This is a genomic window from Streptomyces sp. NPDC016851 (genome assembly GCF_055562795.1).
In genome coordinates this window covers 100,543-126,094 of sequence record NZ_JBVHEP010000022.1, presented here as the reverse complement: position 1 = coordinate 126,094, position 25,552 = coordinate 100,543, and the positions used below count along the sequence as shown (strand labels likewise).

Annotated in this window: 20 protein-coding genes; 13 read left to right on the top strand and 7 right to left on the bottom strand. The window is 73.9% G+C overall.

Annotated features, from left to right (window positions below):
• Nucleotide 1: 1 nt before the first annotated feature.
• Nucleotides 2–1,213 (bottom strand): trans-sulfuration enzyme family protein, encoded by a 1,212-nt coding sequence (locus ACZ3I3_RS30440; protein WP_467370318.1) that lies wholly within the window; start codon nt 1,211–1,213, stop codon nt 2–4.
• Between the two features lie 59 nt (nt 1,214–1,272).
• On the opposite strand from ACZ3I3_RS30440, the gene ACZ3I3_RS30435 reads away from it, so the two are divergent.
• Nucleotides 1,273–1,764, top strand: a complete 492-nt coding sequence (locus tag ACZ3I3_RS30435) for an Lrp/AsnC family transcriptional regulator (protein ID WP_391107621.1) — start codon at nt 1,273–1,275, stop codon at nt 1,762–1,764.
• 32 nt (nt 1,765–1,796) lie between these two features.
• Nucleotides 1,797–3,488, top strand: coding sequence for a DUF885 domain-containing protein (locus tag ACZ3I3_RS30430; protein ID WP_467370316.1), 1,692 nt, complete (start codon nt 1,797–1,799; stop codon nt 3,486–3,488).
• 23 nt (nt 3,489–3,511) lie between these two features.
• Here ACZ3I3_RS30430 and ACZ3I3_RS30425 read toward each other — a convergent pair whose 3' ends face one another.
• From ACZ3I3_RS30425 to asnB, 5 genes are all read right to left on the bottom strand, one after another.
• Entirely contained in the window at nt 3,512–4,357 is an 846-nt protein-coding gene (locus tag ACZ3I3_RS30425; protein WP_467370314.1) for an SDR family oxidoreductase, read from the bottom strand.
• Between the two features lie 122 nt (nt 4,358–4,479).
• Nucleotides 4,480–4,992 carry an immunity 21 family protein gene (locus tag ACZ3I3_RS30420; RefSeq protein ID WP_467370313.1) on the bottom strand — a complete coding sequence of 171 codons (513 nt, stop codon included), beginning with the start codon at nt 4,990–4,992 and terminating at the stop codon, nt 4,480–4,482.
• Between the two features lie 58 nt (nt 4,993–5,050).
• Nucleotides 5,051–8,047 carry an AAA family ATPase gene (locus tag ACZ3I3_RS30415; RefSeq protein WP_467370312.1) on the bottom strand — a complete coding sequence of 999 codons (2,997 nt, stop codon included), beginning with the start codon at nt 8,045–8,047 and terminating at the stop codon, nt 5,051–5,053.
• Nucleotides 8,044–9,207, bottom strand: a complete 1,164-nt coding sequence (locus ACZ3I3_RS30410; protein WP_467370310.1) for an exonuclease SbcCD subunit D — start codon at nt 9,205–9,207, stop codon at nt 8,044–8,046. The genes ACZ3I3_RS30415 and ACZ3I3_RS30410 overlap by 4 nt, the downstream gene beginning before the upstream one ends.
• Nucleotides 9,208–9,392: 185 nt before the next feature.
• A complete protein-coding gene (asnB, locus tag ACZ3I3_RS30405) occupies nt 9,393–11,246 on the bottom strand; it encodes an asparagine synthase (glutamine-hydrolyzing) (RefSeq protein ID WP_467370309.1) in 1,854 nt (617 codons plus the stop codon).
• Between the two features lie 437 nt (nt 11,247–11,683).
• Between asnB and ACZ3I3_RS30400 the strand changes: the two genes are divergently transcribed.
• The 10 genes from ACZ3I3_RS30400 (at nt 11,684) to ACZ3I3_RS30355 (ending at nt 23,088) form a co-directional block, all read left to right on the top strand.
• Entirely contained in the window at nt 11,684–13,039 is a 1,356-nt protein-coding gene (locus tag ACZ3I3_RS30400) for a phenylacetate--CoA ligase family protein (protein ID WP_467370308.1), read from the top strand.
• A complete protein-coding gene (locus ACZ3I3_RS30395) occupies nt 13,036–14,820 on the top strand; it encodes a prenyltransferase/squalene oxidase repeat-containing protein (protein ID WP_467370307.1) in 1,785 nt (594 codons plus the stop codon). The genes ACZ3I3_RS30400 and ACZ3I3_RS30395 overlap by 4 nt, the downstream gene beginning before the upstream one ends.
• 78 nt (nt 14,821–14,898) lie before the next feature.
• Entirely contained in the window at nt 14,899–15,327 is a 429-nt protein-coding gene (locus ACZ3I3_RS30390; RefSeq protein WP_467370305.1) for a hypothetical protein, read from the top strand.
• A gap of 56 nt (nt 15,328–15,383) precedes the next feature.
• A complete protein-coding gene (locus ACZ3I3_RS30385; RefSeq protein WP_467370304.1) occupies nt 15,384–15,695 on the top strand; it encodes an acyl carrier protein in 312 nt (103 codons plus the stop codon).
• Between the two features lie 2 nt (nt 15,696–15,697).
• Entirely contained in the window at nt 15,698–16,714 is a 1,017-nt protein-coding gene (locus tag ACZ3I3_RS30380; protein WP_467370302.1) for a class I adenylate-forming enzyme family protein, read from the top strand.
• Complete coding sequence (locus ACZ3I3_RS30375; protein WP_467370301.1) at nt 16,707–18,101, top strand: amidase; 1,395 nt, start codon at nt 16,707–16,709, stop codon at nt 18,099–18,101. Before ACZ3I3_RS30380 ends, ACZ3I3_RS30375 begins: the two co-directional genes overlap by 8 nt.
• Before the next feature lie 57 nt (nt 18,102–18,158).
• A complete protein-coding gene (locus tag ACZ3I3_RS30370) occupies nt 18,159–19,826 on the top strand; it encodes an aromatic amino acid lyase (RefSeq protein WP_467370299.1) in 1,668 nt (555 codons plus the stop codon).
• Between the two features lie 125 nt (nt 19,827–19,951).
• Nucleotides 19,952–21,139: a 3-deoxy-7-phosphoheptulonate synthase gene (locus tag ACZ3I3_RS30365; protein WP_467370297.1), complete on the top strand. Its 1,188-nt coding sequence runs from the start codon at nt 19,952–19,954 to the stop codon at nt 21,137–21,139.
• A gap of 83 nt (nt 21,140–21,222) precedes the next feature.
• A complete protein-coding gene (locus ACZ3I3_RS30360; protein WP_467370295.1) occupies nt 21,223–22,215 on the top strand; it encodes an aldo/keto reductase family protein in 993 nt (330 codons plus the stop codon).
• A 57-nt stretch (nt 22,216–22,272) separates the two neighbouring features.
• Nucleotides 22,273–23,088: an SDR family NAD(P)-dependent oxidoreductase gene (locus tag ACZ3I3_RS30355; RefSeq protein WP_467370293.1), complete on the top strand. Its 816-nt coding sequence runs from the start codon at nt 22,273–22,275 to the stop codon at nt 23,086–23,088.
• A gap of 89 nt (nt 23,089–23,177) precedes the next feature.
• Here ACZ3I3_RS30355 and ACZ3I3_RS30350 read toward each other — a convergent pair whose 3' ends face one another.
• On the bottom strand, nt 23,178–23,765 hold the full coding sequence (locus tag ACZ3I3_RS30350; protein WP_467370291.1) for a MarR family winged helix-turn-helix transcriptional regulator: 588 nt from the start codon (nt 23,763–23,765) through the stop codon (nt 23,178–23,180).
• 92 nt (nt 23,766–23,857) lie between these two features.
• Between ACZ3I3_RS30350 and ACZ3I3_RS30345 the strand changes: the two genes are divergently transcribed.
• Entirely contained in the window at nt 23,858–25,522 is a 1,665-nt protein-coding gene (locus tag ACZ3I3_RS30345; RefSeq protein ID WP_467370289.1) for an MFS transporter, read from the top strand.
• The last annotated feature ends 30 nt before the right edge of the window (nt 25,523–25,552 follow it).

Here is a 25,552-nt window from a genome sequence, read left to right as displayed (position 1 = left end):
ATCAGACGGCGGGTGCGGGTGCGTTGTGGCTTGTCGCGCAGTTCCCCGCGCCCCTGAAGCTCAGCGCCTGGTCGAGGTCTGACCAGAGGTCGTCCACGTCCTCCAAGCCCACCGACATCCTGAGCAAACGGTCGCTCACCCCGGCCCCCCTGCGGTCGTCCGCGTCCACGATGCGGTGGCTGATGGAGGCCGGGTGCTGGATGAGGGTGTCCACGCTGCCGAGGCTCACCGCCGGGGTGATGAGGCGGACGCCGGCGATGACCTCGTGGGGGTCGCCGTGTATCTCGAAGGAGACCATCGCGCCGCCGATGCGCGGGTAGTGCACGCGGGCCACGCGCGGGTCGGCGGCGAGACGGTGGGCGAGTTCGGCGGCGTTGGCGGAGGCGGCCCGTACCCGGACGGGGAGGGTGGACAGGCCGCGCAGCAGCAGATAGCCGGCCAGGGGGTGCAGGACACCGCCCGTGGCGAAGCGGACCTGCCGCAGCCGGCCCGCGAACTCCTCGTCGCAGGCGACCACGCCCGCCAGGACGTCCCCGTGGCCGCCGAGGTACTTGGTGGCGCTGTGCAGCACCAGCCGTGCGCCCTGTTCGGCAGGGCGCTGGAGCACCGGCGTGGCGAAGGTGTTGTCCACGAGCAGTGGCACCGAGCCGCAGGCGTGTGCGACGGCCCGGAGGTCGACCTCGGCGAGGGTGGGGTTGGCCGGGGACTCCACGATGACCAGCCCGGTGTCCGGACGCAGTGCCTCGGCGATGCCGGCCGGGTCGGTCCAGGTCACCTCCGAGCCCAGCAGCCCGGCGGTCAGCAGATGGTCGCTGCACCCGTAGAGGGGACGTACGGCCACCACGTGCCGCAGCCCCATGGAGGCGCGCACGAGCAGGACGGCGCTCAGGGCGGCCATGCCGCTGGCGAATGCGACCGCCGCCCCGGTGCCCTCCAGGCGGGCCAGCGCGGTCTCGAAACGGGCGACGGTCGGGTTGCCCAGCCGTCCGTAGACGGGCGGGCCGTCCGGGTCCGCGCCGGTGGCCGCGAACGCGTCGATCCGGGCCGCCTCGCCCTGGCTGTCGTACGACGGGTAGGTGGTGGACAGGTCGATCGGCGGGGCGTGCAGACCCTGCCGGGCGAGGTCGTCCCGCCCGGCGTGGACGGCCTCGGTGGCGAGTGCTCTCGGTGCGGTGCGTACGTCGGCGTGGGCGCCCATGCTCGCTGTGTCCATGACGGAAGGGTGAACAGCGGCCGGGCTCATGGGCGAGAACCCCGTGTTATGTTCGGCCGATGGCCGAATCTGTCGTACTGGACCCGGTGGATCTCCACCTGCTGCGGCTGTTGCAGAACGACGCCCGGGCGACGTACCGGGACCTCGCCGCGCAGGTCGGGGTGGCGCCGTCGACCTGTCTGGACCGGGTGACCCGGCTGCGCCGCTCGGGCGTCATCCTCGGGCACCGGCTGGAGCTGGACCCGGCGAAGCTGGGGCGGGGTCTGGAAGCGCTGCTGTCGGTCCAGGTCAGGCCGCACCGGCGGGAGCTGGTGGGGCCGTTCGTGGAACGGATTCGCGCCCTGCCCGAGTCGCGGACGGTCTTCCACCTGACCGGGCCGGACGACTACCTCGTCCATGTCGCGGTCGCCGACATGACCGACCTCCAGCGGCTCGTGCTGGACGAGTTCACCTCGCGGCGGGAGGTGGCGCGGGTGGAGACCCGGCTGATCTTCCAGCAGTGGGAGTGCGGGCCGCTGCTGCCGCCTTCGCCCTCGGCTCAATCCGCGTGACGTGCGCCGCACGTCGTACCAGGATGGACCGCATGTCTGAGATCAAGAGCCCGCTGCCCCGTGAGGTCGCCGACGCGTACGTCGACGAGCTCGTCGCCCTCGACCCGATCACCGGTACGTTCCTCGGCGTCGAGGAGAGTTCGAGCAGGCTGCCCGACACCTCTCCCGCGGGCCAGGAGGCGTTCGCGGAGCTGGCGCGCCGGACGCTGGCCCGGCTGGACGAGGCGGAGCGGCTGCCCGGCGCGGACAGTGACATCGAGCGGCGCTGCGGGCGGCTGCTGCGTGAGCGGCTCAACGCCGAACTCGGCGTGCACGAGGCCGAGGAGAGTCTGCGGTCCGTCAGCAACCTGAGCTCCATCGCCCATGCGGTGCGGCAGGTGTTCACCGTGACGCCGGCGCAGTCCGAGGAGGACTGGGCGGCGATCGCCGAGCGGCTGCGCGCGGTCCCGGCCGCGCTGGAGGGGTACCGCGAGTCCTTGGCGCTCGGCCTGGAGCGGAAGCTGTACGGCGGGCCGCGCGCCACGGCCACGTTCGTGGAGCAGCTCGGCGAGTGGGCGGACGCCGACGGCGAGGGCCGCGGCTGGTTCGAGACCTACGCGGCCGCCGGCCCCGAGGCGCTGCGGTCCGAGCTGGACACGGCGGCCCGCTCGGCCACCGAGGCGGTTCTGCGGCTGCGCGACTGGATGCGGGACGTGTACGCACCGGCGGTCGAGGGCGCGCCGGACGTGGTGGGCCGGGAGCGGTACGCGCGCTGGGTGCGCTACTACAACGGCACGGACCTCGACCTGGACGAGGCGTACGCGTACGGCTGGTCCGAGTACCACCGCCTCCTGGGCGAGATGAAGGCGGAGGCCGAGAAGATCCTGCCGGGTGCCGCCACGCCGTGGGTCGCGCTGGCGCACCTGGACGAGCACGGCACGCACATCGAGGGCGTCGACGAGGTCCGCGACTGGCTGCAGTCCCTGATGGACGAGGCGATCGACGCGCTCGACGGCACCCACTTCGACCTGGCCGAGCGGGTACGCCGGGTGGAGTCGCGCATCGCCCCTCCGGGCAGCGCCGCAGCCCCGTACTACACGCCGCCGTCGGACGACTTCACACGCCCGGGCTGCACCTGGCTGCCGACCATGGGCGAGACGCGCTTCCCCGTCTACGACCTGGTGTCGACCTGGTACCACGAGGGCGTGCCCGGCCACCACCTCCAGCTGGCCCAGTGGAAGCACGTGGCGCAGAACCTCTCCCGCTACCAGGCGAGTGTCGGCATGGTGAGCGCCAACGCCGAGGGCTGGGCCCTGTACGCCGAGCGGCTGATGGACGAACTGGGCTTCCTCACCGACCCGGAGCGCCGGCTCGGCTACCTGGACGCGCAGATGATGCGTGCCGTGCGCGTCATCATCGACATCGGCATGCACCTGGAGCTGACGATCCCGGACGACTCGCCCTTCCACCCGGGCGAGCGCTGGACGCCCGAGCTGGCGCAGGAGTTCTTCGGCTCGCACAGCAGCCGACCCGCGGACTTCGTGGAGAGCGAGCTGACCCGCTACCTCTCCATGCCGGGCCAGGCCATCGGCTACAAGCTCGGCGAGCGGGCCTGGCTGCTGGGCCGCGAGAAGGCCCGCGCCCGGCGCGGTGACGCCTTCGACCCGAAGGCCTGGCACATGGCGGCCCTCTCGCAGGGCTCCCTGGGTCTGGACGACCTGGTCGACGAACTGTCCCAGCTCTAGGGGAAGTCAGTCTCCAGGGGCAGTCAACGGCGGAAGCCGCCCTCGGAGTCGATGACCTGCCCGCTGACCCACTCCGCCTCGTCCGTGGCGAGCCATGCGATGAGGCGGGCCGGGTCGTCGGGCATACCCCACCGCCCGGCCGGGAAGCGCTCCGCGACGGCCTCGTAGTCCTCGCCGGTCATGTAGTCCGTGTCGACGGGTCCCGGGTTGACGGTGTTCACGGTGACGGCGTGGTCGGCGAGCGCCGTCGCCAGGGAGCGGGTGACGGAGGCGAGGGCACCCTTCTGGAGGGCGTAGGCGAGCTCCCAGGGCATGCCGCCCGCGATGTCCTGGCCGGAGGTCATCATCATCACGCGTCCGCCCGGGCTGCGCGGCGGCAGTGCGGACCGCAGTCGCGCATAGGCCTGGATCAGCAGGATGACGGAGCGGGTGTCGACCGCCCAGTGCCGGTCCAGCATCTCCGTGTCGATCTCGTCCAGGGAGCCGTCGAACCCGCTCTGCGCGTGGTTGGCGACGAGGATGTCGAGCCGCCCGCCGAGCGCCTCGGCGGCCCGGCCGACGAGTTCACCGGCCACAGCTGGATCGCCCAGATCCCCGGGCCCGGCGACGACCCGGGCCTCCGGATCCCCGAGCACCTCCCGCACGGACGCGACCACGTCCTCGGGGCGATCAGCGCCCCAGGGCTGACCGGCATCGTGCGGCACATGATGATGCAGATAGACACTGGCGCCATAGGCGGCAAGCCGCCGGGCCACGGCATGACCGATACCGCCGCGCCGGCTGGCACCGGTGACCAGGGCTGTGCGGCCGCGCAGGGGCAGGGGGTCGCGGCGCAGCTCTTCCGGGGTGGGGTGGGGAAGTAGAGGCATACCGATCATGGTGGCCCGGGCTTCTTGACCGACGCACGCGAATATCGCCCTCCAGGGGCGCGGGGAACTGCGCGATCAGCCACAAACAACCCGCACACGCCGACCGGTCGACAGCCCCACGGTCATCGAGGCGCAAGGAGCCTCAGTTGCACCAAGCCCAGCCACGTTTCGGGCCCGGGCTGCACCCGAGCCGCCCGAACCGCGTAGCGCCCCGGCTCCAGCCCCACCCGAACCCGCTCGCTCCCCGAAGACCCAGGCCACGCCGCATCGAACAGCAGCACAGCGCCCGGTACCTCCCAGACAACCTCCGGCTCCCACTCCGCCGCATCGACAGCCACCGGCACACTCGCCAGCAGCTCGTCCTCGGAATTCCCCGCGCACCACCGGACGAACATCCCCTGGTCGGGCAGATACGCCGTCGAGGCAGGCTCGTCGCCCAGCACCAGCGCCGTGCAGTCGCCGACCGGCAGGAGCCCGACGTGCCCGTCCACTTCACAGGCCCGGTCGTAGTCCGACGCCGTTTCCTCGCCGTCGGCACCCGCCCAGAACGGCAGAACCGTCTCCGGCACCGCTATCAGCGGCCCGCCGCCCGACTCCACCCACTCCACGACGCCCGGCTCCGCGTATCGCACCATGGCGCAAGAACCTACAGGGTCAACTTCCGCAAAAGTCCGGGGGGTCGGCAGGCTGATCTCAGCTCACGCCGCGCTGCCGCAGCACCGACCCCGACCTGCCCTTGACGACCTCCAGTTGCGCGTGGATCCGCCGCCGCAGGTCGGGCACGTGGCTGACGATGCCGACGCTGCGGTCGCGTTCGCGCAGGGAGTCGAGGACGTCGAGGACCTCGTCGAGGGTCTGGTCGTCGAGGCTGCCGAAGCCCTCGTCGATGAAGAGGGTGTCGAGGCGCACCCCGCCCGCCTCGTCCGTGACGACGTCCGCGAGGCCGAGGGCGAGGGCGAGCGAGGCGAAGAAGGTCTCGCCGCCCGACAGCGTCGCCGTGTCCCGCTCGCGGCCGGTCCAGGCGTCGACGACGTGCAGTCCGAGCCCGCTGCGGCCTCGTCCGGTGCGGTCGTCGGAGTGGACCAGGGTGTAGCGGCCGGACGACATGCGCCGCAGCCGTACGGTCGCGGCGGCGGCGACCTGTTCGAGTCGGGCCGCGAGCACGTACGACTCCAGGCGCATCCGGCGTTCGTTGTCGGCCGAGGTGCCCGCGGTGAGGCCGGCCATGCGGGCGACCCGGTCGTACTCCTCGCGCAGCGGCGCCAGCCGGCGGACGGAGGCGGTCGCCCGGGCGGAGAGCCGGTCGAGTTCGGCGCAGCGCCGGGCGGCGGCGTCGTGCGCGGAGGCGGCCTCGCTCAGCCGGCGGGCCGCGGTGTCGGCGGCGAGCTGCGCCGACGCGAGGTCGGCGGGCTGCTGCCGGGCTGCGGCCGCGGTGTCGGCCTCGGCGAGGACGGCCCGGACGGCGGCCTCCTCGTTCTGCCAGGCGTCCAGGCGGCGTTGCAGTTGGCGGTGGGCGGTGGCGTCGAGGAGGGCGGCGGCCGCGTCCCGGGGGGTGTCGAAGCCGGCGCGGAAGGCGGCGTCGGCGAGGCGGGCGTCGGCGTCCTTGAGCCGTTGGGCGGTGTCCTCGGCGGCGCGAGCGGCGTCGGAGGCGTCCGTGAGCAGCGCGGTCCGGCGTTCCAGTTGCGCGGCCCGGGCGGCGACGCTGTCCAGGGCGCCCCTCGCCCGGTTCAGTTCCTCCTCCAGGGCGGTGCGTTCGCTCTCCAGCCGCTCCCGGTGGCCGACCCGGGCGGCGCTGCGCACGGCGGCCTCCTGCCGGGCGGCGACGCGCCGTTCGTGTTCGTGCCCGGCCTGCCGCAGCCGCTCCTGCGCGGCGTGCAGCTCGGCGGCGCCCCGGCGGGCCTGCGCGTACTGCTCCTCCAACTCCTCGGCCTCACGGGCGAGTTGTTCGGTGGGGGTGTCACCGGCCTCGGCGGTGGCGGCGGCCAGGGCCTCCCGGACGACGCCGAGGTTCCGCTCGGCCTCGGCGCGCTGTTCGTCGGCGCGCTGGTAGGCGGCCAGGGCGTGTTCCTCGGCCTCGCGGTCGACGTGCCCCGCGACCTTGCGGGCAGGTGCGGGGTGTTCGGTGGCGCCGCAGACGGCGCAGGGCTCGCCGTCGGTGAGGTGCGCGGCCAGTTCGGCGGCGATGCCGGTCAGGCGCTGTTCCTTGAGGTCGAGCCAGTGCTGCCGGGCGCGCAGCGCCTCCTCCTTCGCGGTACGGACCTGCTCGACGGCCTGGTTCGTGTCCTCGGCGAGCTGGTCGCGCAGCCGGGCCGCCTTCAGCCGCTGCCGCGCGGGCTCCCGGCGCACGGCGAGCTGCTCGGCGAGGGAGGCGGCCTGCTGCGCGGAGTCGACACGAGACTGGAGGGCGGTGCGCGTCTCCTCCCAGCCGTCGAGCCAGGCGTCCGCCTCCTGAAGGACGTCGGCGTCGGCGCGTTCCTGGCGGTCCAGGCCGGCGCGTTCGTCGAGGAGTTCGGCCAGCCGCCGTTCGGCGCGGCGGGCCGAGTCCAGTCCGCCCAGTTCCTCGGCGGCCCGGCGAGCGGCGGCCGCGAGACCGGCCGCGCCCGCGTCGGAGTAGCTCTCGGGCAGCAGGGCACGCGCGCGTGACTCGGCGTCGGCCGCGCGCCGGTGTTCGGCCTCGGCGGTCTCCCGCAGGTCGAGGGCGGGCGCGACCGCCTCGGCCTTGCGGGCCCGCTCCATGAGCGCCTGCGCTTCCCGGTAGGCCCCGGCTCCCTCCTCCAGACGCGCCGCCCGCTCCCGCGCCTCCGTGAACCGCCGCTGGAGCCGGGCGAGTTCGCGTGCGTCGTCGAGCGCGCGGCCGACGGCGGCCTGCGCGGACTCGGCGGCGACGAGCGTGCACTCGGCGACGGTGAGCTGTTCGCGGGCGGCGCTGCGGGCGACGGCGGCGGCGCCCAGCACGGCCTCGGCGAGTCCCGGTTCGCCGGGGGCCAGGTCCGGCAGGCGCATGGCGTCGCCCGCGGCCTGCTGCATGCGGTGGGCGTCGGCCAGCAGTGCGGCGTCCCCGTCCCGGACCTGGGCCTCGGTGGCGCGGCGGCGCTCGGCCAGGCGCTTCTCGACGTCGGCGAAGCGGCGGGTGTCGAACAGGCGGCCCAGCAGCTTGCCGCGGGCCTCGGCGTCGGCGCGCAGGAACCGCGCGAAGTCGCCCTGCGGCAACAGCACGACCTGGCAGAACTGCTCCCGGCTCATGCCGAGCAGCTGGGTGATCTCCTCGCCGATCTCCTGGTGGGAGCGGCTGAGGTCCTTCCAGGTCCCGGCCGTGGTGTCGTACGCGCGGAGCCAGGTCTGGGCCTTGTCGAGGGTCGTGCCGGTGCCGCGTTTCTTGGGGCGTTCCCAGGGCGGCTGCCGGGTGATCTCCAGGCGGCGTCCGGCCACGGTGAGGTCGAGGGTGACCTCCGTGCGGGTCGTCGGCGCGGCGTGGTCGCTGCGCAGGGCCGCGCCTTGCCCGCCGCCCTGCCGGGCGCCGGGCACCGAGCCGTACAGGGCGTAGCACACGGCGTCGAGGACGGAGGTCTTGCCCGCGCCGGTGGGTCCGTGCAGCAGGAACAGCCCGGCCGCGGACAACTCGTCGAAGTCGACGGTCTGGGTGCCTCCGAAGGGACCGAAGGCGGTGACCGTCAGCCGGTGGAGCCTCACCCGGCGACCTCCCGTACGGTCTCGTCGGCCCGCACCGCGTCGAACGCGTCCCGCAGTACGCCCTGTTCGTGCGCGTCGGGTCCGGCGCCGCGCACGTGGGCGACGAAGTCCTCCGCGATCTGCTGGTCGCTGCGGCCGGCCAGGCGCCGGGCGTACGACACCTCGGGGTCGTCCTCGGCCCGGTCGGGGTCGAAGACGAGGCTGAGGGTGTGCGGGAAGCGCTCGGTGAGCCGGGCCATGGGGTCGGCCGGGCGGACCGGGTCGGTGAGCGTCGCCTCGACCCAGGCCTCCTCGTGCCGTGCCAGCTCCGGGTCGGCGAGCAGGTCCTCCAGGGTGCCCCGGATCCGGGCCAGGGCGCGCGGCACCGGGCAGTCGAGGCGCTCGGCGTCGACGGTGCCGTCGGCGGCCAGGTCGACGAGCCACATGCTCTTGCGGTGGGCGGCCTCGGAGAAGGAGTAGGGCAGCGGGGAGCCGGAGTAGCGGATGCGGTCGGTGAGGGTCTGGCAGCCGTGCAGATGCCCGAGCGCCACGTAGTCGACGCCATCGAAGACGCCGGAGGGCACCGCGGCCACGCCGCCGACGGTGATGTCCCGTTCGCTGTCGCTGGGTTCGCCGCCGGTGACGAAGGCGTGCGCGAGGACGACGGAGCGCGTGCCGGGCGCTCGCGCGGCGAGGTCGGCGCGGACCCGGTCCATGGCGGCGGCGAGCACGGCCTCGTGCCCGGCCTTGTCCACGCCGAACTCGTCCTTCACCAGGGCCGGTTCGAGGTAGGGCAGGCCGTAGAAGGCGACGTCCCCGTGGGCGTCGGCCAGCACCACGGGGGTGCCGGCCGCCGACGGCTCGGTCCGCAGGTGGATGCCGGCCCGTCCGATGAGGCCCGCGCCGACGCCCAGCCGGCGGGCCGAGTCGTGGTTCCCGGAGATCATCACGGTCGGCACGCCGAGGTCGGCGAGGCGGTGCAGGGTGTCGTCGAACAGCTCGACCGCGGCGAGCGGCGGAACGGCCCGGTCGTAGACGTCCCCCGACACGACCACCGCGTCCACGGCCCGCTCCCGCACGGTCGTGACGAGATGACCGATGAACTCGGCCTGGGCGGCGAGCATGTTCACCCGGTGGAACGACCGGCCCAGGTGCCAGTCGGACGTGTGCAGCAGTCTCACGACGCCGCTCCGACCCGCATGACTCCCCCTGCTACCGCTCCACGACCCGCACGAGCCGGCCCGGCTCGCTGTCAGCACCCACCACGCTAACCCGTGCGGGCCCCTGGTCCCTCACGAACCTCGGGATGGACCACGCATCGGGCGTCGATTCAGGGGAAATGTCCGTACGAATGCCATGGAAAAGGTCACTCCGGTGCGATGTCGTACTCCCGCATCCACCGGTCCAGGTACAGCGCGGTCTCCAGGCCGTTGCGGTGCAGCTGGGTGTGGTAGTGGCCCTGCGGGAGGTCGAGCATGCGGGCGAGCTCGCCCGCGTCGACGACGTCGAAGGCGGGTGAGGAGCGGTCGGCGAGCAGCGCCTGGGTGCGGGCCCGCAGGTCCTTCTCGTAGAGCTGGTCGGCGGTGGTCGGGTAGGGGCTCTTGCGCCGCTCCAGCACGGACCTGGGCACGATGTCGCGAGTGGCCCGCTTGAGGAGGCCCTTGGGGTCCCCGTCGGGTGTCTTGAGGTCCCAGGGCGTGTTGTGCACGTACTCGACGAGCCGGTGGTCGCAGAAGGGCACGCGGACCTCGAGACCGGCGGCCATGCTGAGCCGGTCCTTGCGGTCGAGCAGGGCGGGCAGCCAGCGGGTGAGGTGCAGGTGGCTGATCTCGCGCATGCGGCGTTCCCGCGGGGAGTCGCCGGGCAGGTGCTCGACCTCGCGGAGGGCCTCCTGGTAGCGGTCCACGCGGTACTGCTCGAAGCGGGTGGCCGTGCGGAAGGCCGGGGCGAGCAGCTCGGGGGTGATGAGCTGCATGCGGCTGAGCCAGGGGAACGCCGCCGCCTCGATGACCGCCGGGTCGTGGAACCAGGCGTAGCCGCCGAACACCTCGTCGGCCGACTCCCCGGACAGGGCGACCGTGGAGTGCTCGCGTATCCCGCGGAACAGCAGGTGCAGGGAGGTGTCCACGTCGCCGAAGGTGTACGGCAGGTCGTGGGCGCGCAGGACGGCGTCGCGGTTGGCGTCCCGGGTGAGCTCATCGGCGGAGAGTTCGATGAGGCGGTGGTCGGTGCCGATGTGCCGGGCGGCTTCGAGGGCGTAGGGGGAGTCGCGCTCGGGCCGGAACTCGCTGGCCTTGAAGTCGGCTTCGCTGCCGGTGAAGTCCACCGCGAAGGACCGTACGGGGGGTTCGCCGGCGCGGGCCTGCACCCGGGCGGCGAGCGCGGTGAGCACGGTGGAGTCCAGTCCGCCGGAGAGCAGGGTGCACAGCGGTACGTCGGTGACCATCTGGCGGGAGACGGTGTCCTCCAGCAGGGCCCGGACGGTGTCCGCCGTGGTGCCGGCGTCGTCCTCGTGCGGCTGCCGCCCGAGGCTCCAGTACCGCTCGACCCTGAGCCCGTCGCGGTCGTAGGCGGCGACGCAGCCCGGCGGCACTTCCTCGACGTCCCGGTAGGGGGTGACGCCCGGCGACTTCATCAGGCCGAGGAGGTCGGCGAGTCCCTGGCTGTCGAGCCGGGCCCGGAAGCGCGGGTGGGCGAGGATCGCCTTGGGTTCGGAGCCGAACAGGACACCGCTGCCGAGGCGCGCGACGTAGAGGGGCTTGATGCCGAGGCGGTCGCGGACCAGGAGGAGACGCTGGGCGCGCTCGTCCCACAGGGCGAAGGCGAACATGCCGTTGAGGCGCCCGACGAAGTCCTGGCCCCACTGGAGGTAGGCGCGCAGGACGACCTCGGTGTCCGAGCGGGTGCGGAAGGTGTGACCCAACCCACGGAGTTCTTCGCGGAGTTCGCGGAAGTTGTACACCTCGCCGCTGTAGCTGAGCACGACGGCCGGGCCTTCCCCGGCGGCCCGGTCCGCCTCCGCGGGGGCCGTCATCGGCTGCCGGCCGCCTTCGAGATCGATGATCGCCAGCCGGCGGTGTCCGAGGACCGCGTGCGTACCGGCGTGGATTCCGGCGGCGTCGGGGCCTCGGCAGGCCATGGTCCGCACCATGGGTTCGACGCCGTCCACCTCCGAAGTGAGGTCCTGGCCGACGTCGGCCCAGCCTGCGATTCCGCACATGAGAAAGCTCCAACCGGATTCGGATGAGGGTTGCGGACTGCCGGGGAAAACGGCGTGCGGTATGCGCTCCAACAGGGCACGAAACCCGCTGTTCGGGTTCGATTAACCGCGACTTCAAAACGCTGCCGGATTCACCTCGGCGCTCGTAGAGACTAGGCCCGGAAATCAACTCGGGCAACGTACTGAGGAGTAGGCGCATTACCTCACCACCGTGGCCGTCGATTTTCGGTCGCATATGGCTAGTTGAGCCCCCCAGGGGCGGTTGCACCGCCCACCTTTAGTGCTATACGTTCGCTGTGGGTCGGGCTTCCGGGCCCCGCCACAGAGCCTTGAGCTGTGGCTTCCCGACCCCTCGCAGGGCCGCCCGTCGAGACCTACGTCACGGGCCGCGCACGGTCCCCGTCCCCTCCCGGCTGTGCGCAAGCGATAAGCGATTAATGAGCGAGGTTCGTGTGATCCTGCACACCGAAAAACGCCAGGCATTACTCCGTGAGGCACAGGCCGAGATACGGGAGAACCAAGGCCGCATCCCGGTCGGCGACTTCTACGCCAGAAAGCTCTCCGCAGCCTGGCGACGCGCGCGCGGAACAAGGGCATACGGCCCCGGTGAGGACCGGGACGATATCGGGGAGTTCTCCCTGGAGCGTTTCCGGGACCTGCCCGTGACGCCGCGTGAGTCGCTCAAGGCGCAGCCCCTGCGCTATGCGGCCGTGTCGCCGACCGAGGCCTCGAAGTACTACGAGACCACCGGCACGACGGGACAGCCCACGCCCACCCCGCGCCTGGCCGAGGACACCATCTGGAACACCGTCTCGGTCGCCGAGGCCTGGCGTCCGCTCCTGGGAGCCGACGAGCGGGTGGTGATCCTCCTGCCGTCCGACGTCGTTCCGGTGGCGGATCTGGTCTCCGGGGTCTGCGAGTACCTGGACCTCGCGCACATCCGGGCCTACCCGTTCGCCACCGGCATCACCGGCTGGGACCGGCTGGAGGCGATGTGGCGGACCTTCCGCCCCACGACCGTCTTCGTCGCCCCCGGCGTGGCCCTGCAGTTCACCCGGCTGCTGGCGCAGCGCGGGCAGCTGGACGAGCTCAGCTCCTCGGTCGACCGGCTGATGCTGCTCGGCGAGGTCAACACCCCGCCCTTCCGCACCCGGCTGGGCCAGTGGTGGAACGCCGACGCCCACGACGCCAGTTACGGCAGCACGGAGACCGGCACGCTGGCCGCCGCCTGCGCGCACGGCCGCCAGCACCTGCTGCCGGCCGCCACCTACTTCGAACTCGCCACGCCCGAGGGCGTCGTCCCGCTGCACGACCGGGGCGGCCACGACCAGGGGCGGCTCGTCGTCACCCCCCTCAACGCACACGCCCGGCCCCTGCTGCGGCTCGACACCGGCGACGAGGTGTCCGTCGCGACGGACTGCCCGTGCGGCAGCGCGGCGCCCCGGATCACCGTCCACGGACGCGCCAGCGACGGCCTCCGGGTGCGCGGCGCACCGCTGTCGGTGCGCGCCGTGGAGGAGGTCGTCTACGGCGTCACCGACGCCACCGGCTACCTGCTGGAGGTGGACAGCGAGGGCACCTACGCCCGGCTCCTGCTGGAGCGCGGGGTCGGCACCGGGCGCGACCGCGAGCCCGAGGAGTGCCGGCGCGTCCAGGCCCGGTCCGAGGAACTGCTCGGACTGCGCTGGGACGGGGTGGTGTTCGTCAACTCCCTGCCCGCCAACACCAAGAGCGGCGCCTCGCAGAAGAGCTGGAAGCGGTCCAACATCCGGGAAGTGGAGGCCGTGCGATGACCGCCACCGTGACGACCGCCCCGCGCGCCCCGCAGGGCGAGGGCGTGTCCGGCGGGGAACCCGACCTGTGGTGCACCTACGCCGCCGTGCGGACCCTGGCCTGGCTGGACCGCACCGACAGCGTCGCCGACCCGGACGGCACGGCCGCCTACCTGAGCGGCCGGCGCAACGCCGACGGCGGGTACGCCTGGAGCCGGGGCATGCTCTCCGACGCGTGGGCCACCTTCTACTGCACCCAGGCGCTGCGCGACATGGGCCGCCCGGTGCCCGCCGTCGAGGCCACGGCCCGCTGGGTGGAGCGCACCTGGTCCGGCGAGGCGTACGCGATGCTCCCGGGACAGGCCCCGGACGTGTGGGCCACCCACTTCTCCGCCCGCACGGCCGTCGAGCTGTGCGGCGGCCCGGTGCCCGACCGTGCCCGCCTGCTGGACTGGCTGAGCCGGCTCCAGTGCGCCGAGGGCGGTCTGAGCTGGTCCCCGGAGGACGCACGGCGCGGCAAGGCCGACGTACGGGCCTGCTACTACGGGGTGATGGCCTGGCGGGCCGCCACGGACAACGGTGCCTCGGGAGCACCCCCGTGGGACGTGGAGGCGCTCGCCGCCTGGCTGCGTGACCGCCAGGGCGAGGAGGGCGGCTTCCGTTTCGCGCCCGCCGCCGAGGTGCCCTGCCTGTGGGCCACGTACCGGGCCGTGGGCGCGCTCGCGGCGCTCGGCCGGGCGCCGCGCGATCCCGACGGCTGCCAGGCGTGGGTCATGGGCCTGCGCGGTCCCTCCGGCGCCTTCGTGCGCTGGGAGGGGTACGACGTCGAGGACGTGTGGGCCTCCTTCTGTGCCGTGGGCACGCTCAAGGCGCTCGGCGCGCCGCTCGCCCCGGTCGCCGACGCCGTCACGTCCCGCATCGCCGAACTCGCCTGTTCCGGGGGCGGCTACACCTACCGGGAGCCGCGGGACGCGGCGGACGCACTGTCCACCGCCGCCGCCGTGCTCTCGGCCGGCCCCGCGGACCCGCACCCGGACGGGGTGCGCTGGCTGGAGGGCTGCCAACTGCCCAACGAGGGCGGCGTGATGTACATGCCGGGCCGGGGCAGCGAGGTGCGCTGCACCCTGTGGGCCCTCGCGGCCGGGGCGTTCGCCGGCGACCGTGCCGCCCGGCACCGGATCGCCGACTGGCTGGCCGACCTCCAGAACGGCGACGGCGGGTTCGGCTACTGGGAGGGGCGCGGGTCCGACATGGTGTCCACAGCTGCGGCCGTGGAGACGGCGGCCCTCCTCGGCGGAGCGGACGAGGCCGGTCTCGACGGGCTCGGCCTGGACCTCGCCGGCGTCCTCTCCTTCGTCGAATCCTGCCGCAGCACCGGGGGCGAGCCGTTCACGCACGGCAACGTGCCGGGCGCCGAACCGGGCCTGCGCCCGGCGCTCCAGGCCCAGCGCGTCCGGCTGCTCCTGGGCCCCGGCTTCGCCCCGCGCGCCGAGGCCCAAGAGGCCGTCGGCGCCCTGCTAGACCGGCATCGCGTGCGCGGCGGCGGCTACGCGGGCGAGGGCAACCGGGTGCCCGACCTGCTGTCCACCTACGAGGCGGTCCTGGCGGCCGACCGGGCCGGACTCGCCCTCGACACCGGGCACGTCTCCGCGTTCCTCGACCGGGTGCGCGGCGCCGACGGCACCGCGTGGAGCCCGCTGGCACCCGGCAGCGGCGGACCGCTCGCCGACTGTCTCGGCAACCTGCTCGCCCGGCGCCTGACCGCGGGCCCCGGCGCGCTGCCGGCCCTCGCCCTGTCCTGAACGCCGAACCGGCCGAACCGCCGAACCGCCGAACCGGCCGAACCGGCCGAACCGGCCGAACCGCCAACCGGAGGCCTCGTGCCCACCATCACCATCCGTACCCCCGAACTCCCCGTCCCCCGCCGTCGCGCCGTGGCGCTGCGTCTCACCCGCTGGCTCACCGCCGAGGGCGTCCAGGCCGGTCATGTCGTCGTGCGCTTCGAGCCCACCGAGGACGGCACCGTCTTCTCGGGCGGGATGCCGGTCGAGGCCCTGCCGCACGAGACGGACGGCAGTGGCCCGCGCCACGCGTCCGTGACGGTCTGTGTGGGCCCCGACCGCGACGACGCCTTCCGCGACGGGCTCGCCCGGTGCATCACCGAGGCGCTCGGCGCCGACGCCCGAACTCCCTTCTGCTACCTGGAGTTCCGCCCCACCTCCCCCTCCGACGTCTACCTCGGCGCCGGCGAACGGATGCGCCGGGCCGACGGCACGGCCGTGGAGCCCGCGCCGGCCGCCGCCGTCTGACCACCCCGGGACGACACCGCACACCGCACCCCGCACCACCGGCAAGGAGTACGACCATGACCACGACCACGACCACGACCGTCCCCTCCCCCGAAGAGATCCACGACCGCACGCGCTCCGTCCTGGCCACGCGTATCGGCGACGCCTTCACCGACGTCCCCTCCGACGCCGACCTCCAGCAGGCCCTCGGCGAGCGCTACGACAGCCTCACCGCCATGGAGTGCATCTCCGCCGTGGAGAGCGAGTTCGGGATCGAGGTGGACTTCGTCGCCGACGACGTCCGCTTCTGGTTCTCCAGCGTGGAGCGAATGGTGCGCTTCACCCACGAGCGGCTGGAGGACACGGCGGCCCTCGGGCTGGGGAGCTGACCGTGCCGGACATCGCCTTCGCCACCTCCGGCAGCACCGGCCCGCCGGTGACCTGGCTGCGCACCGAGGAGCAGTTGCACGCCGAGGTGACCGTCGTGCACGAGGCGGTGCTGGGCTCCGCCCGGTTCGGCCGCATCGTGTCCTACGCGCCCCCCGGCCACCTCTACGGCCGGCTGTACGGGCGCGAGCTGCCCCGGCTCGCGGACGTCCCGGTGACCGGCCTGTGGGACGAGCCGCTCACCGTGCCGCCGCTCGACGACGGCGTCCCCACGCTGCTGGTCTGCCTGCCCTCCACCTGGCAGCTGCTGGCCCGGCACGTCCCGGCACTGGCGCGGCACGGCCGGGTGACGGCCCTGCACAGCACCGGCCCCGCCACACCGGCCGCCCACCACGTCGCCGGACGCCTCGCGGACACCGGCTTCCGGGCGCATGAACTCCTCGGCTCCACCGAGACCGGGGCCGTCGCCCACCGCCCCGTCGCCGGCGAGCGGACGGCCGGCCTCCCCTGGCGTCTGCTGCCCGACGTGGAGATGCTGCCCGGCTCCGCCGCCGACGGTGACGCGACGGCCCGGTGCCTGCGGGTCGCAAGTCCTCGGCTTGCCTGCCGGGCCGGTACCGAAGCAGCCCCGGTCGACTGGGAGTTGCCCGACCTCGTCGCACCGGCGGGCCCGCGCTCCTTCCACCACCTGGGGCGGGCGTCCCGGCTGGTCAAGGTGAACGGCGTGCGCTGCGACCTGGCGCGCGTGGAGGACCTGGCGCGCGCCCGCTGCCCCGGCCTGGACGTCGTCTGCGCGCCCGTCAGCGACCCCGTACGGGGAGAGCACTACGAGGTGTTCTACGCGGCGCCCGGACCGGTCGACCCGTCGGCCGTGCGCCGCAGTCTGGGCCGGCTCCCCTCGGGGCTGCCCGCGCCGCGCGCCGTGCACCGCGTTCCCCGCATCCCCCGCAGCTCCACCGGCAAGGTCCGCACCGCCGAACTCACCGCCGCACGCACCGCCCAGGAGTCCGAGCATGTCTGACGCCCCCGCCCCGCAGGACGCCATCACCAGCTACGCGCGGCAGGCGCGCTGGACCGCCGAGCCCCCGGCGCCGCAGCCCGGCGCACCGATGTCGCTGCCGTTGCCGGAGCGGGTGACGGCCCGCGCCCGGGACACGCTGACCGCCGAGGAGTGGCGCACCGAGGAGACCGCCTGGTCGGACCTGGCGGACGCCCGCTACCGGGCGTGCGTCCACCGCGCCCCGCTCGACGCGGACGCCGCACCGGTGCGCGTGGGGGTGAAGGACACCGTGGACGTGGCCGGCTTCCCCACCCGGCTGGGGCTGCGCGGCCACCGCCACCACGCCCGGGTCTCGAACCCGGCGATCGCCGCCCTGCCGTCACGACACGCGGCCGTGACCGCCAAGGTCGTCACCACCGAACTCAACATCGGGGTGGGGTCGGAGTGCGTCAACCCCTACGTTCCGCAGATCGACCCCGGCGGCTCCAGCACCGGCACGGCCGTGTCGGTGGCCGCGAACATCTGCGACATCGGCCTGGGCACGGACGTGCTGGGTTCGGTGCGCTGGCCGGCCGGGCAGTGCGGCACGGTGGGACTGCGGATGACGCAGCGCGCCTCGCTGCTGGAGGGCGTCTTCCCGCTCTCCCCGCCCATGGACGCCCTCGGCTGGGCCACCCGCAGCGCGGCTGACCTGGCGTACCTGTGGCCGCTCCTCGGACTCGACCGGCTCGGCGCCCAGCGCCCGGCCGCCGAAGGCCCGTACCGCATCGGCGTCGTCGCGAACGTCGACGGGCCCGAGGGGACCTGCGGCCCCGTCATGCGCCGGGCGCTGGAGACGGCATGCGGGCGGCTGGAGGCGAGCGGCCAGCGGCTCGACGCGGTCCGGCTCGACGACCTGTGGGCGCTGCGCGGCCCCGCCTGGGAGCTGTGCGCGCGTCAGGCCTGGGACGCCTACCAGGTGTGGCGGCCCTGGGTGCCCGCCGACCTGCACGAGACCACCCGCGGCGCGCTGGAGGTGGGTGCGAAGGTCCAGGACGACCGCTACGCCTGGATCCTGGAGCGGCTGGCCCACACCCGCGCCACGGTCGAGGGCGACTTCGACGCCGCGGGTGTCGACGCCTGGCTGCTGCCCCTGGACCCGGCCGCACCCCCGGACCTCGCCACCGCCGACGCCCGGGTGTCGACCATCCCCGCCCCGGGAGACCCCGACTACGACCTGCGCGTGGCCTACACCCCGCTCGCCAGCTTCGCCGGACTGCCCGCGCTCACCATGCCGGTCGCCCGGGACGAGCGCGGCGCGCCGCTGTGCGTCCAGCTGATCGCCCGCCGCGACCACGAACCGCTGCTGATCCGGCTGGCCGGGCTGCTGGAGGAGGCGGTCGGCCCGCTCGGCTTCCGGCCCAGCTGAAACGGGGGCCGCCCGAGGCCCGCACATCCGCCAACGCCAGGACGACGGAAGGCATGCATGCCCCTCCCCCGCTCATCCGACGACCGCCCGTCACCCGACACCCTGGTGCGTGACCTGCTGGACCGCAGCACCGCCCCGCTGGAACCGACGGCCGCCGAGCAGGACCGCATGGCGGCGGCCCACCGCACACTGGTCGGCCTCGACGGCTCCCGGCGCGTCTACGGGGTCACCCACGGCTTCGGCCCGCTGGTGGACCATGCGGCCGACCCCGACCCGGCCCGCCAGGGCACCGCGCTCATCTCCCACCTGGCGACCGGACAGGGCGACCCGCTGCCGCCGGACGTCACCCGCACCATGGTCTGGCTGCGGCTGCGCGGCATGGCGCTCGGGCACTCCGCCGTCGCGCCTGAGACCTGGCGGCGTCTGGCCGATCTGGTGAACGCGGGCTTCGTCCCCGTGGTGCCGGGCGAGGGCAGCCTGAGCGCGAGCGGCGACCTGGTGCCGCTGGCGCACGCGGCCCTGGCATTCTCCGCGGACGGCGCGGGGGTCGGTGCTCAGGCATGGCGCCGGGACGCCGGGGGCGGGTGGCGGCGCGAGGACGCGTCCGCCGTGCGGGCCGCCCTGGGGCTGCCGCCCGTCGAGTGGGAGGCGCGGTCCGCGCTCGCCTTCGTCAACGGCAGCAGTGCCTGCCTGGCCCGCGCCCTGCACACCCACCGGGAACTCGGCGCGCTCACCCGGGCCGCCGCGGCGGTCACCGGCCGTACGGCCGCGCTGCTCGGCGCCTCGGGCGAACCCTACGAGGACGCCCTGCAGCGGGTGCGCAACCAGGCCGGGCAGCGCACGGCCGCCGCGTGGATCCGGGCCGAACGCGCCGCCTCGGGCGCCGGGACCGGCACCGCGCCCGGCCCGGACCGCCCGCTCCAGGAACGCTATTCGCTGCGGTGCGCCCCACAGGTCCTCGGAGCCGTACTGGACCAACTGGACCTCCAGGGCTCGGTCCTGGCCGACGAGGCCGGGGGATGCAGCGACAACCCCGTGCTCGTCGACGGCACCGTGCTGCACGGCGGCAACTTCCACGCCGCGCCCGTGGCGTTGGCCTGCGAGACGCACGCCTCGTGCGCGCACCAGGTCGCCTATCTGCTGGAGCGGCAGCTCGCCCTCGTGCTGGACCCGGCCGTCAACGGCGGGCTGCCCCCGCTGCTGACCCCGCGGCCCGGGGCCGGGAGCGGCTTCGCCGGGGTGCAGATCGCGGCGAGTTCCCATCTGGGCCGGCTGCGTCAGCTGGGCCATCCGGCGTCCTTCACCGCCGTACCGACCAATCTGCACAACCAGGACCAGGTGCCGCTCGCCCTCAACAGCGCCAACGCCGTCGCCGAGATGACCGAACGGGCCTGGTGGATCCTCGGCTCCCTGCTCCTCGCGGTCAACCAGCTCGCCCACCTGACCGGGCACCGGGACCGGCCTGAGGGGCGGCTGTGGCGGGAGCTGCGGGAGGAGTTCCCGCCCGTGGACCAGGACCGGCCGCTCGCACAGGAGATCACCCGGGCCGCCGGACTGGCCCGGAGCCGCTTCCTGCCGCTCGCCACCGACTCCCACCCTGCCTCCGCCTCCGACACCGACGCCGACCCCGCCGCTCCCGGCGCCGACTCCGATCCCGCCGCCGCTCCCGGCGCCGCTCCCGATGCCGACGTCACGGACACCGGCCGCACCGTCGCCGCCGTGTGACGCCGTCGACCGCCGGCAAGGCCGGGGCCGCCGGGCTCTCCCCTGCTGCCCCAACCGCACACCACCGCCCATTACTTCGGTCCGGCCCCCGAGCCGGACGCCGCCCCGCCCGATGGAGGAAGACCATGACCGCCACGCGCCTGCTGCTGCCGGCCCGGGCCCTTCAACAGCCCGAGTGGGCCTCGCTCGACGAACTCAAGGACGTCCTGCTCTCCCTGGAGGCGAAACCTCCCCTGGTGGACACCACCGCCTGCACCGACCTCACCGCCGAACTCGGGCGGGCCGCCCGGGGCGAGGCCTTCGTGCTCCAGGCCGGGGAGTGCGCCGAACGGTTCGCCGACGCCAACCCCGAGACCGTCCTCGCCAAGGCGGACCAGCTGCACCGGCTGGCGGACGAGTTCACGGACGCCTGCGGTCTGCCCACCGTCCGGATGGGGCGGATCGCCGGGCAGTACGCCAAACCGCGCTCGAACCCGACCGAGACCCTCTCCGACGGCACGGCGCTGCCCGTCTACCGGGGGGACGCGGTCAACGCCCCCGAGCCCACCCCGGCGGCTCGCACCGCGCTGCCGTCCCGGCTGCTGCTCGCGTACCGGAACGCCGGCAACACCCTGAGCACCCTGCTCGAACGGGACCTGGGCCTGGCCGGGCGGACGGCGCCCCAGCGCACCTACGCGGGACACGAGGCGCTGCTCCTGGAGTACGAGCAAGCCCTCGTCCGCCCCGACGCGGACGGGGGCCGCTACGGCTCCTCCGGCCACTTCCTGTGGATCGGCGACCGGACCCGCCAGCCGGACCACCAGCACGTGCAGTTCGCGGCGTCGGTCAGCAACCCGGTCGGCGTCAAGATCGGCCCCAAGGCATCGCCCGAGGAGATCCGCACGCTGGTGCGGATGCTCGGTGACCGGCGCCGACCCGGCAGGCTCTCCCTGATCGTGCGCATGGGCCGGGAGCAGATCGTCCCGCGCCTGGCCTCCGTGCTGAGGGCACTCGGAGACGATGCCGCCGGTGTCGCCTGGATCTGCGATCCGATGCACGGCAACACCCGGACCAACGGCGCCGGTCAGAAGAGCCGTGCGGTCGACGACGTCATGACGGAGATCGAGGGCTTCGTGTCGGCCCTGCACGCCCACGGCCTGCGGCCGGCCGGTCTGATGCTGGAGACGGCCCATCGCCCCGTCACCGAGTGCGTCGACACGGCGGCGGAACTGGCCTCCCCCACGCCGCTGCCCCACTACGAGTCGGCCTGCGACCCGCGGCTGAGCCCGCGCCAGGCCCGCCAGGTGGTGGCCCGCACGGCGGCACTGCTGTGAGGCGCCGCGGCACCCAAGAACCTCCGAGGGAAACCCCCGGAGACAACCCCCGGAAAGAACTACCAGGAAAGAGGACACAGCACATGGAGTTCCGCCGGCTCGGCCAGAGCGGCCTCGTGATCAGCGAGATCGCCTACGGAAACTGGATCACCCACGGTGCCCAGATCGACGAGGAGGCGGCGCACGCCTGCGTGCGGGCCGCGCTCGACGCGGGCATCACCACGTTCGACACGGCCGACGTGTATTCCGAGACCCGCGCCGAGACCGTGCTCGGCAAGGCACTCGCCGGTCAGCGACGCGAGGGCCTCGTGCTCTCCACCAAGGTCTGCCACCCGGTGGGCCCCGGCCCCAACGACCGCGGCCTGTCCCGCAAGCACGTCATCGAGGGCTGCGAGGGATCGCTGCGCAGGCTCGGCACGGACTACGTCGACGTCTACTACGCGCACCGCTACGACCCGGCCGTTCCGCTGGAGGAGACCATGCTCGCCTTCGCGGACCTGGTCCGCTCGGGCAAGGTCCTCTACGTCGGGGTGAGCGAGTGGACCGCCGAGCAGATCAGCCGCGCGGCCGGCCTCGCCCGGGAGCTGCGCGTCCCGCTGGTCGCCAGCCAGCCGCAGTACTCGATGCTGTGGCGGGTCATCGAGTCGCAGGTCGTGCCCGCCTGCGAGCGGGAGGGCCTGGGGCAGGTCGTCTGGTCGCCCCTGGCCCAGGGCATCCTGAGCGGCAAGTACCGGCCGGGCACCGCGGCGCCCTCGGACTCCCGGGCGGGCACCGAGGCCGGCAAGGGCTTCGTCGACATGCTGGTCGGCCACTGGATGAAGGACGAGGGAGCCCTGCGGGCCGTCCAGGAGCTGGGCCCGGTCGCCTCGGACCTCGGCCTGACGATGAGCCAGCTCGCCATCGCGTGGGTCCTGCAGAACCCGTCCGTCTCCGCGGCCATCATCGGCGCGAGCCGTCCCGAGCAGGTCAAGGAGAACGCCGCGGCCTCCGGCGTACGCCTGGAGCAGGCCGTGCTGGACCGCATCGACGAGATCCTCTCGGCGTACATCGTGCGCGACCCCGCGAGGACGGGCTGAACACGGCGCCCCCCCAACGGGGAAACGAGAAGGGAGCCGGAACAACGAGGAGGCGATGTGAGCGACACGAGCGACCGGAACGGCGTACGGGAGTCCGGCGCGCCGAGGTCGGCCGGGCGGGCGGTGATCGTGACCGGTGGCAGCCGCGGGCTGGGGCGGGAGACGACGCTCCGGCTCGCCGCGCAGGGGTGTGACCTCGCCGTGTGCGGCCGCGACGCCGCCTCTCTGGAGGCGGTGGCCAAGGAGGTGCGTGCCCGGTACGGGCGCTCCCTCCACACCGCGCGGCTGGACGTGCTCGACGAGTCCGCCCTCGCGGCGTTCGTGCGGGACTCGGCGGCCCGGCTGGGCCGGTTGGACGGCCTGGTGGCCGTCGCGGGCGGCGCGCGCGGCGCGGATCTGCGCGGCACGGACGCGTCCGACTGGGACCTGACATGCCGGCTCAACGTCACCCATCCGGCGATCGCCCTGCGCGAGGCCGCCGATCACCTGGCCGGCACAGGGGGCAGCGCCGTGCTGGTCTCCTCCGTCTCGGGATGGAAGCCCGCTCCGCCCGCGCAGTACGCGGCGGCCAAGGCCGCGCAGATCCACATGGCCTCGTCCCTGGCCCGCGAGCTGGGGCCACGAGGTGTCCGGGTCAACTGTGTGTCGCCCGGTTCCATGCTGATCGAGGGCAAGGGCTGGGCGAGGCTCCGGGACGAGGACCCGCGGGCCTACGGCGAGTTCGAGAAGGAGTTCCCCGGCGGCCGCCTGGTCGATCCGCGGGACGTCGCCGAGGTGATCGCCTTCCTGCTCTCGGACGGAGCGCGGGCCGTCAACGGCGCGAACATCCCGGTGGACGGCGGCCAGAACGCGCCCAGCGCCTACGGATACTGAGGCGCACCGGACGCGGCACGGCTCCCCCGAGGACCCCCCGGGAGAGCCGTGCCGACGCGGTCCGGCTTGCCTGCCGGAGACGGTCCTGCTCAGCCCTGCACCGTGTGGTCGAGGCCCTCGTGCCCCACATGGGAAACACCCCGCACGTTCAGCTCGTCCTGCACGTCGTCGAGCAGTTCGCGCAGCAACTCGGCGAGTGCCTCGCGCCGCTTAGGGCCGAGGCGTTCCAGCAGCTGCGCCTCACGGGCGAGCACCTTGTCGACCGTGCGCTCCACCAACGCGTGTCCGGCCGGGGTCAGTTCGACCAGCACCGCGCGGCTGCGGCCGGGGGCGGGGCGGCGCGTGACCAGGTTGTCGCGCTCGGCGCGCGCGACCCGCTGGGAGATGGCGCCCGCGGTCACCAGGGAGTGCCCGGCGAGGTCCCGGGTGCTCAGGGTGTAGGGCGGCCCGCTGCGGCGCAGCACGCTGAGCAGATCGAGCGTGGCCGGATCGACTCCCGCCTCCGCGAGGACCCGTCGGCGGTCGTCGCCGAAGTGCTTGGCGAGCTGCCAGATTCTCGTGACCACGCCGATGGAGCCGACCGGGGTCTGGGGCCGCTCGCGGCTCCAGGCAGCCGCGATGGCGTCCGCCGGGTCCTCTCCCGCCGGCCGGCGATCGCTGTCCTCTGATGCCGTCATGGGCTCACCCTTCACACTGACCTGCTACATTTAGACCTGAATTTAGCACTAAACAAGCGCGCTTCAGCGCACGTTCGAAACCGAGTGGTGATATGCGCACAGAGACACGGAAAGCGAGTCCGACGGCAGGTGCCGAGGCCGGGGCCGCCACCGCGACCGGCCCGCCCCGAGCCTCCGGGCGGGACTGGGCGGGACTCACCGTGGTCCTGCTCGCGATGTTCATGAGCCAGATCGACATGTTCATCGTGAACGTCGCGGCTCCGGGCATCCAGGCGGACCTGAACGCCGGGTTCGGCCAACTCCAGTTCGTGATCGACGGTTACGTGATCGCCTACGCAGCGGGCATGGTAACCGGCGGCCGGCTCGGCGACCGGATCGGCCGCAAGCGCACCTTCCAGTACGGCGTGGCCACCTTCACCCTGACGTCCCTGCTGTGCGCGCTCGCGCCCAGCCCAGCCACGCTGATCGCGGCCCGGGTGCTCCAGGGCCTGTCGGCCGCGGTGATGACTCCGCAGGTGCTCTCGCTCATCCGGGCCGTCTTCGTGCACGAGCGCGACCGCGCCCGGGCCGTCGGCGCCTACGGTGCCTCCATCGGCGCCGGTGTCATCGCCGGTCTGGTCGGCGGCGGTCTGCTGCTCGACCTCGACGTGGCCGGCCTGGGCTGGCGCATGATCTTCCTGATCAACGTGCCGATCGGCGCGGCGATCCTGTGCGCGGCCGTACCCGCCGTCACCGAGAGCCGCAGCGCCGACCTGCCGCGGCTCGACATCACCGGCGCCGTCTTCACCGCCGTGCTGCTGCCCCTCGTGCTCATCCCGCTGATCCTCGGCGGTGAGCACGGCTGGCCCTGGTGGACGTACGTCTGCTTCGCCCTCAGCGCGGCCGGCACCCTGGCCTTCCTGCGGTGGGAGCGCCGGACGGAGTCCCGGGGCAACGACCCGCTGCTGCCGAGCCGGCTGCTGCGGGCCAGGGGCTTCCCGCTCAGCATGGGCACGGTACTGCTGTTCTTCTCCGGCAACGCCGGGCTGTTCCTGGTCCTCACCTACCACCTCCAGTCCGGCCTCCGGCTGACGCCGCTGGCCGCGAGCATGGTCTTCGTGCCGCTCGGCCTCGGCTTCATCGCCGCCTCCGCGGCCTGCCGCAGGCTCGCCGCCCGGTTCGGCATCGGGGTGTCGGTGGCGGGCGGCCTGGTCATGGCGGCCGGTCTCGCCGCCGTGCCCGCCGTCACCGGCCTGGAGAGCACGAGCCAGGCGATCGGGCTCGCCGCGGTGATGGGCGTCTCCGGATTCGGGCAGGGCCTGGTCGTCGCACCGCTGGTGGACACCGTCCTCTCCCGGGTCCACCCGGACGACGCGGGCGCCGGGTCGGGTGTGCTGAACACCGTCACCCAGGCGGGCATGGCCTTCGGGGTAGCCGTCATCGGGGCCCTGTACCGCGGCTTCCTGGGGACCAATCCCCAGGCACCGGGTCCGGACACCGGCATGGCGGACTTCGCGGACGCCTTCGACCTCACCGCCTACGTCCTCGCGGCACTCGCCGTCGGCACGGCACTGCTCGCCGTCCGGCTGGGCCGCGTCCCCGCGAGCGTGGAAACGGCGGGCGCGGGCGCCGAGGGCGGCCGAGGCCCCACCGGCGGGGAGAAGCCCGCCGGCGTGGAGGGTCCCTCCGGCGTGCGGGAGCCCACCGGCGTAGAGGGTCCCTCCGGCGTGCGGGACACCGGCGTAGAAGAACCCGCGGTCACCGACACCGGCCGATAGCCACCGCCCGCGGCAGCCGGTCCGGCACCC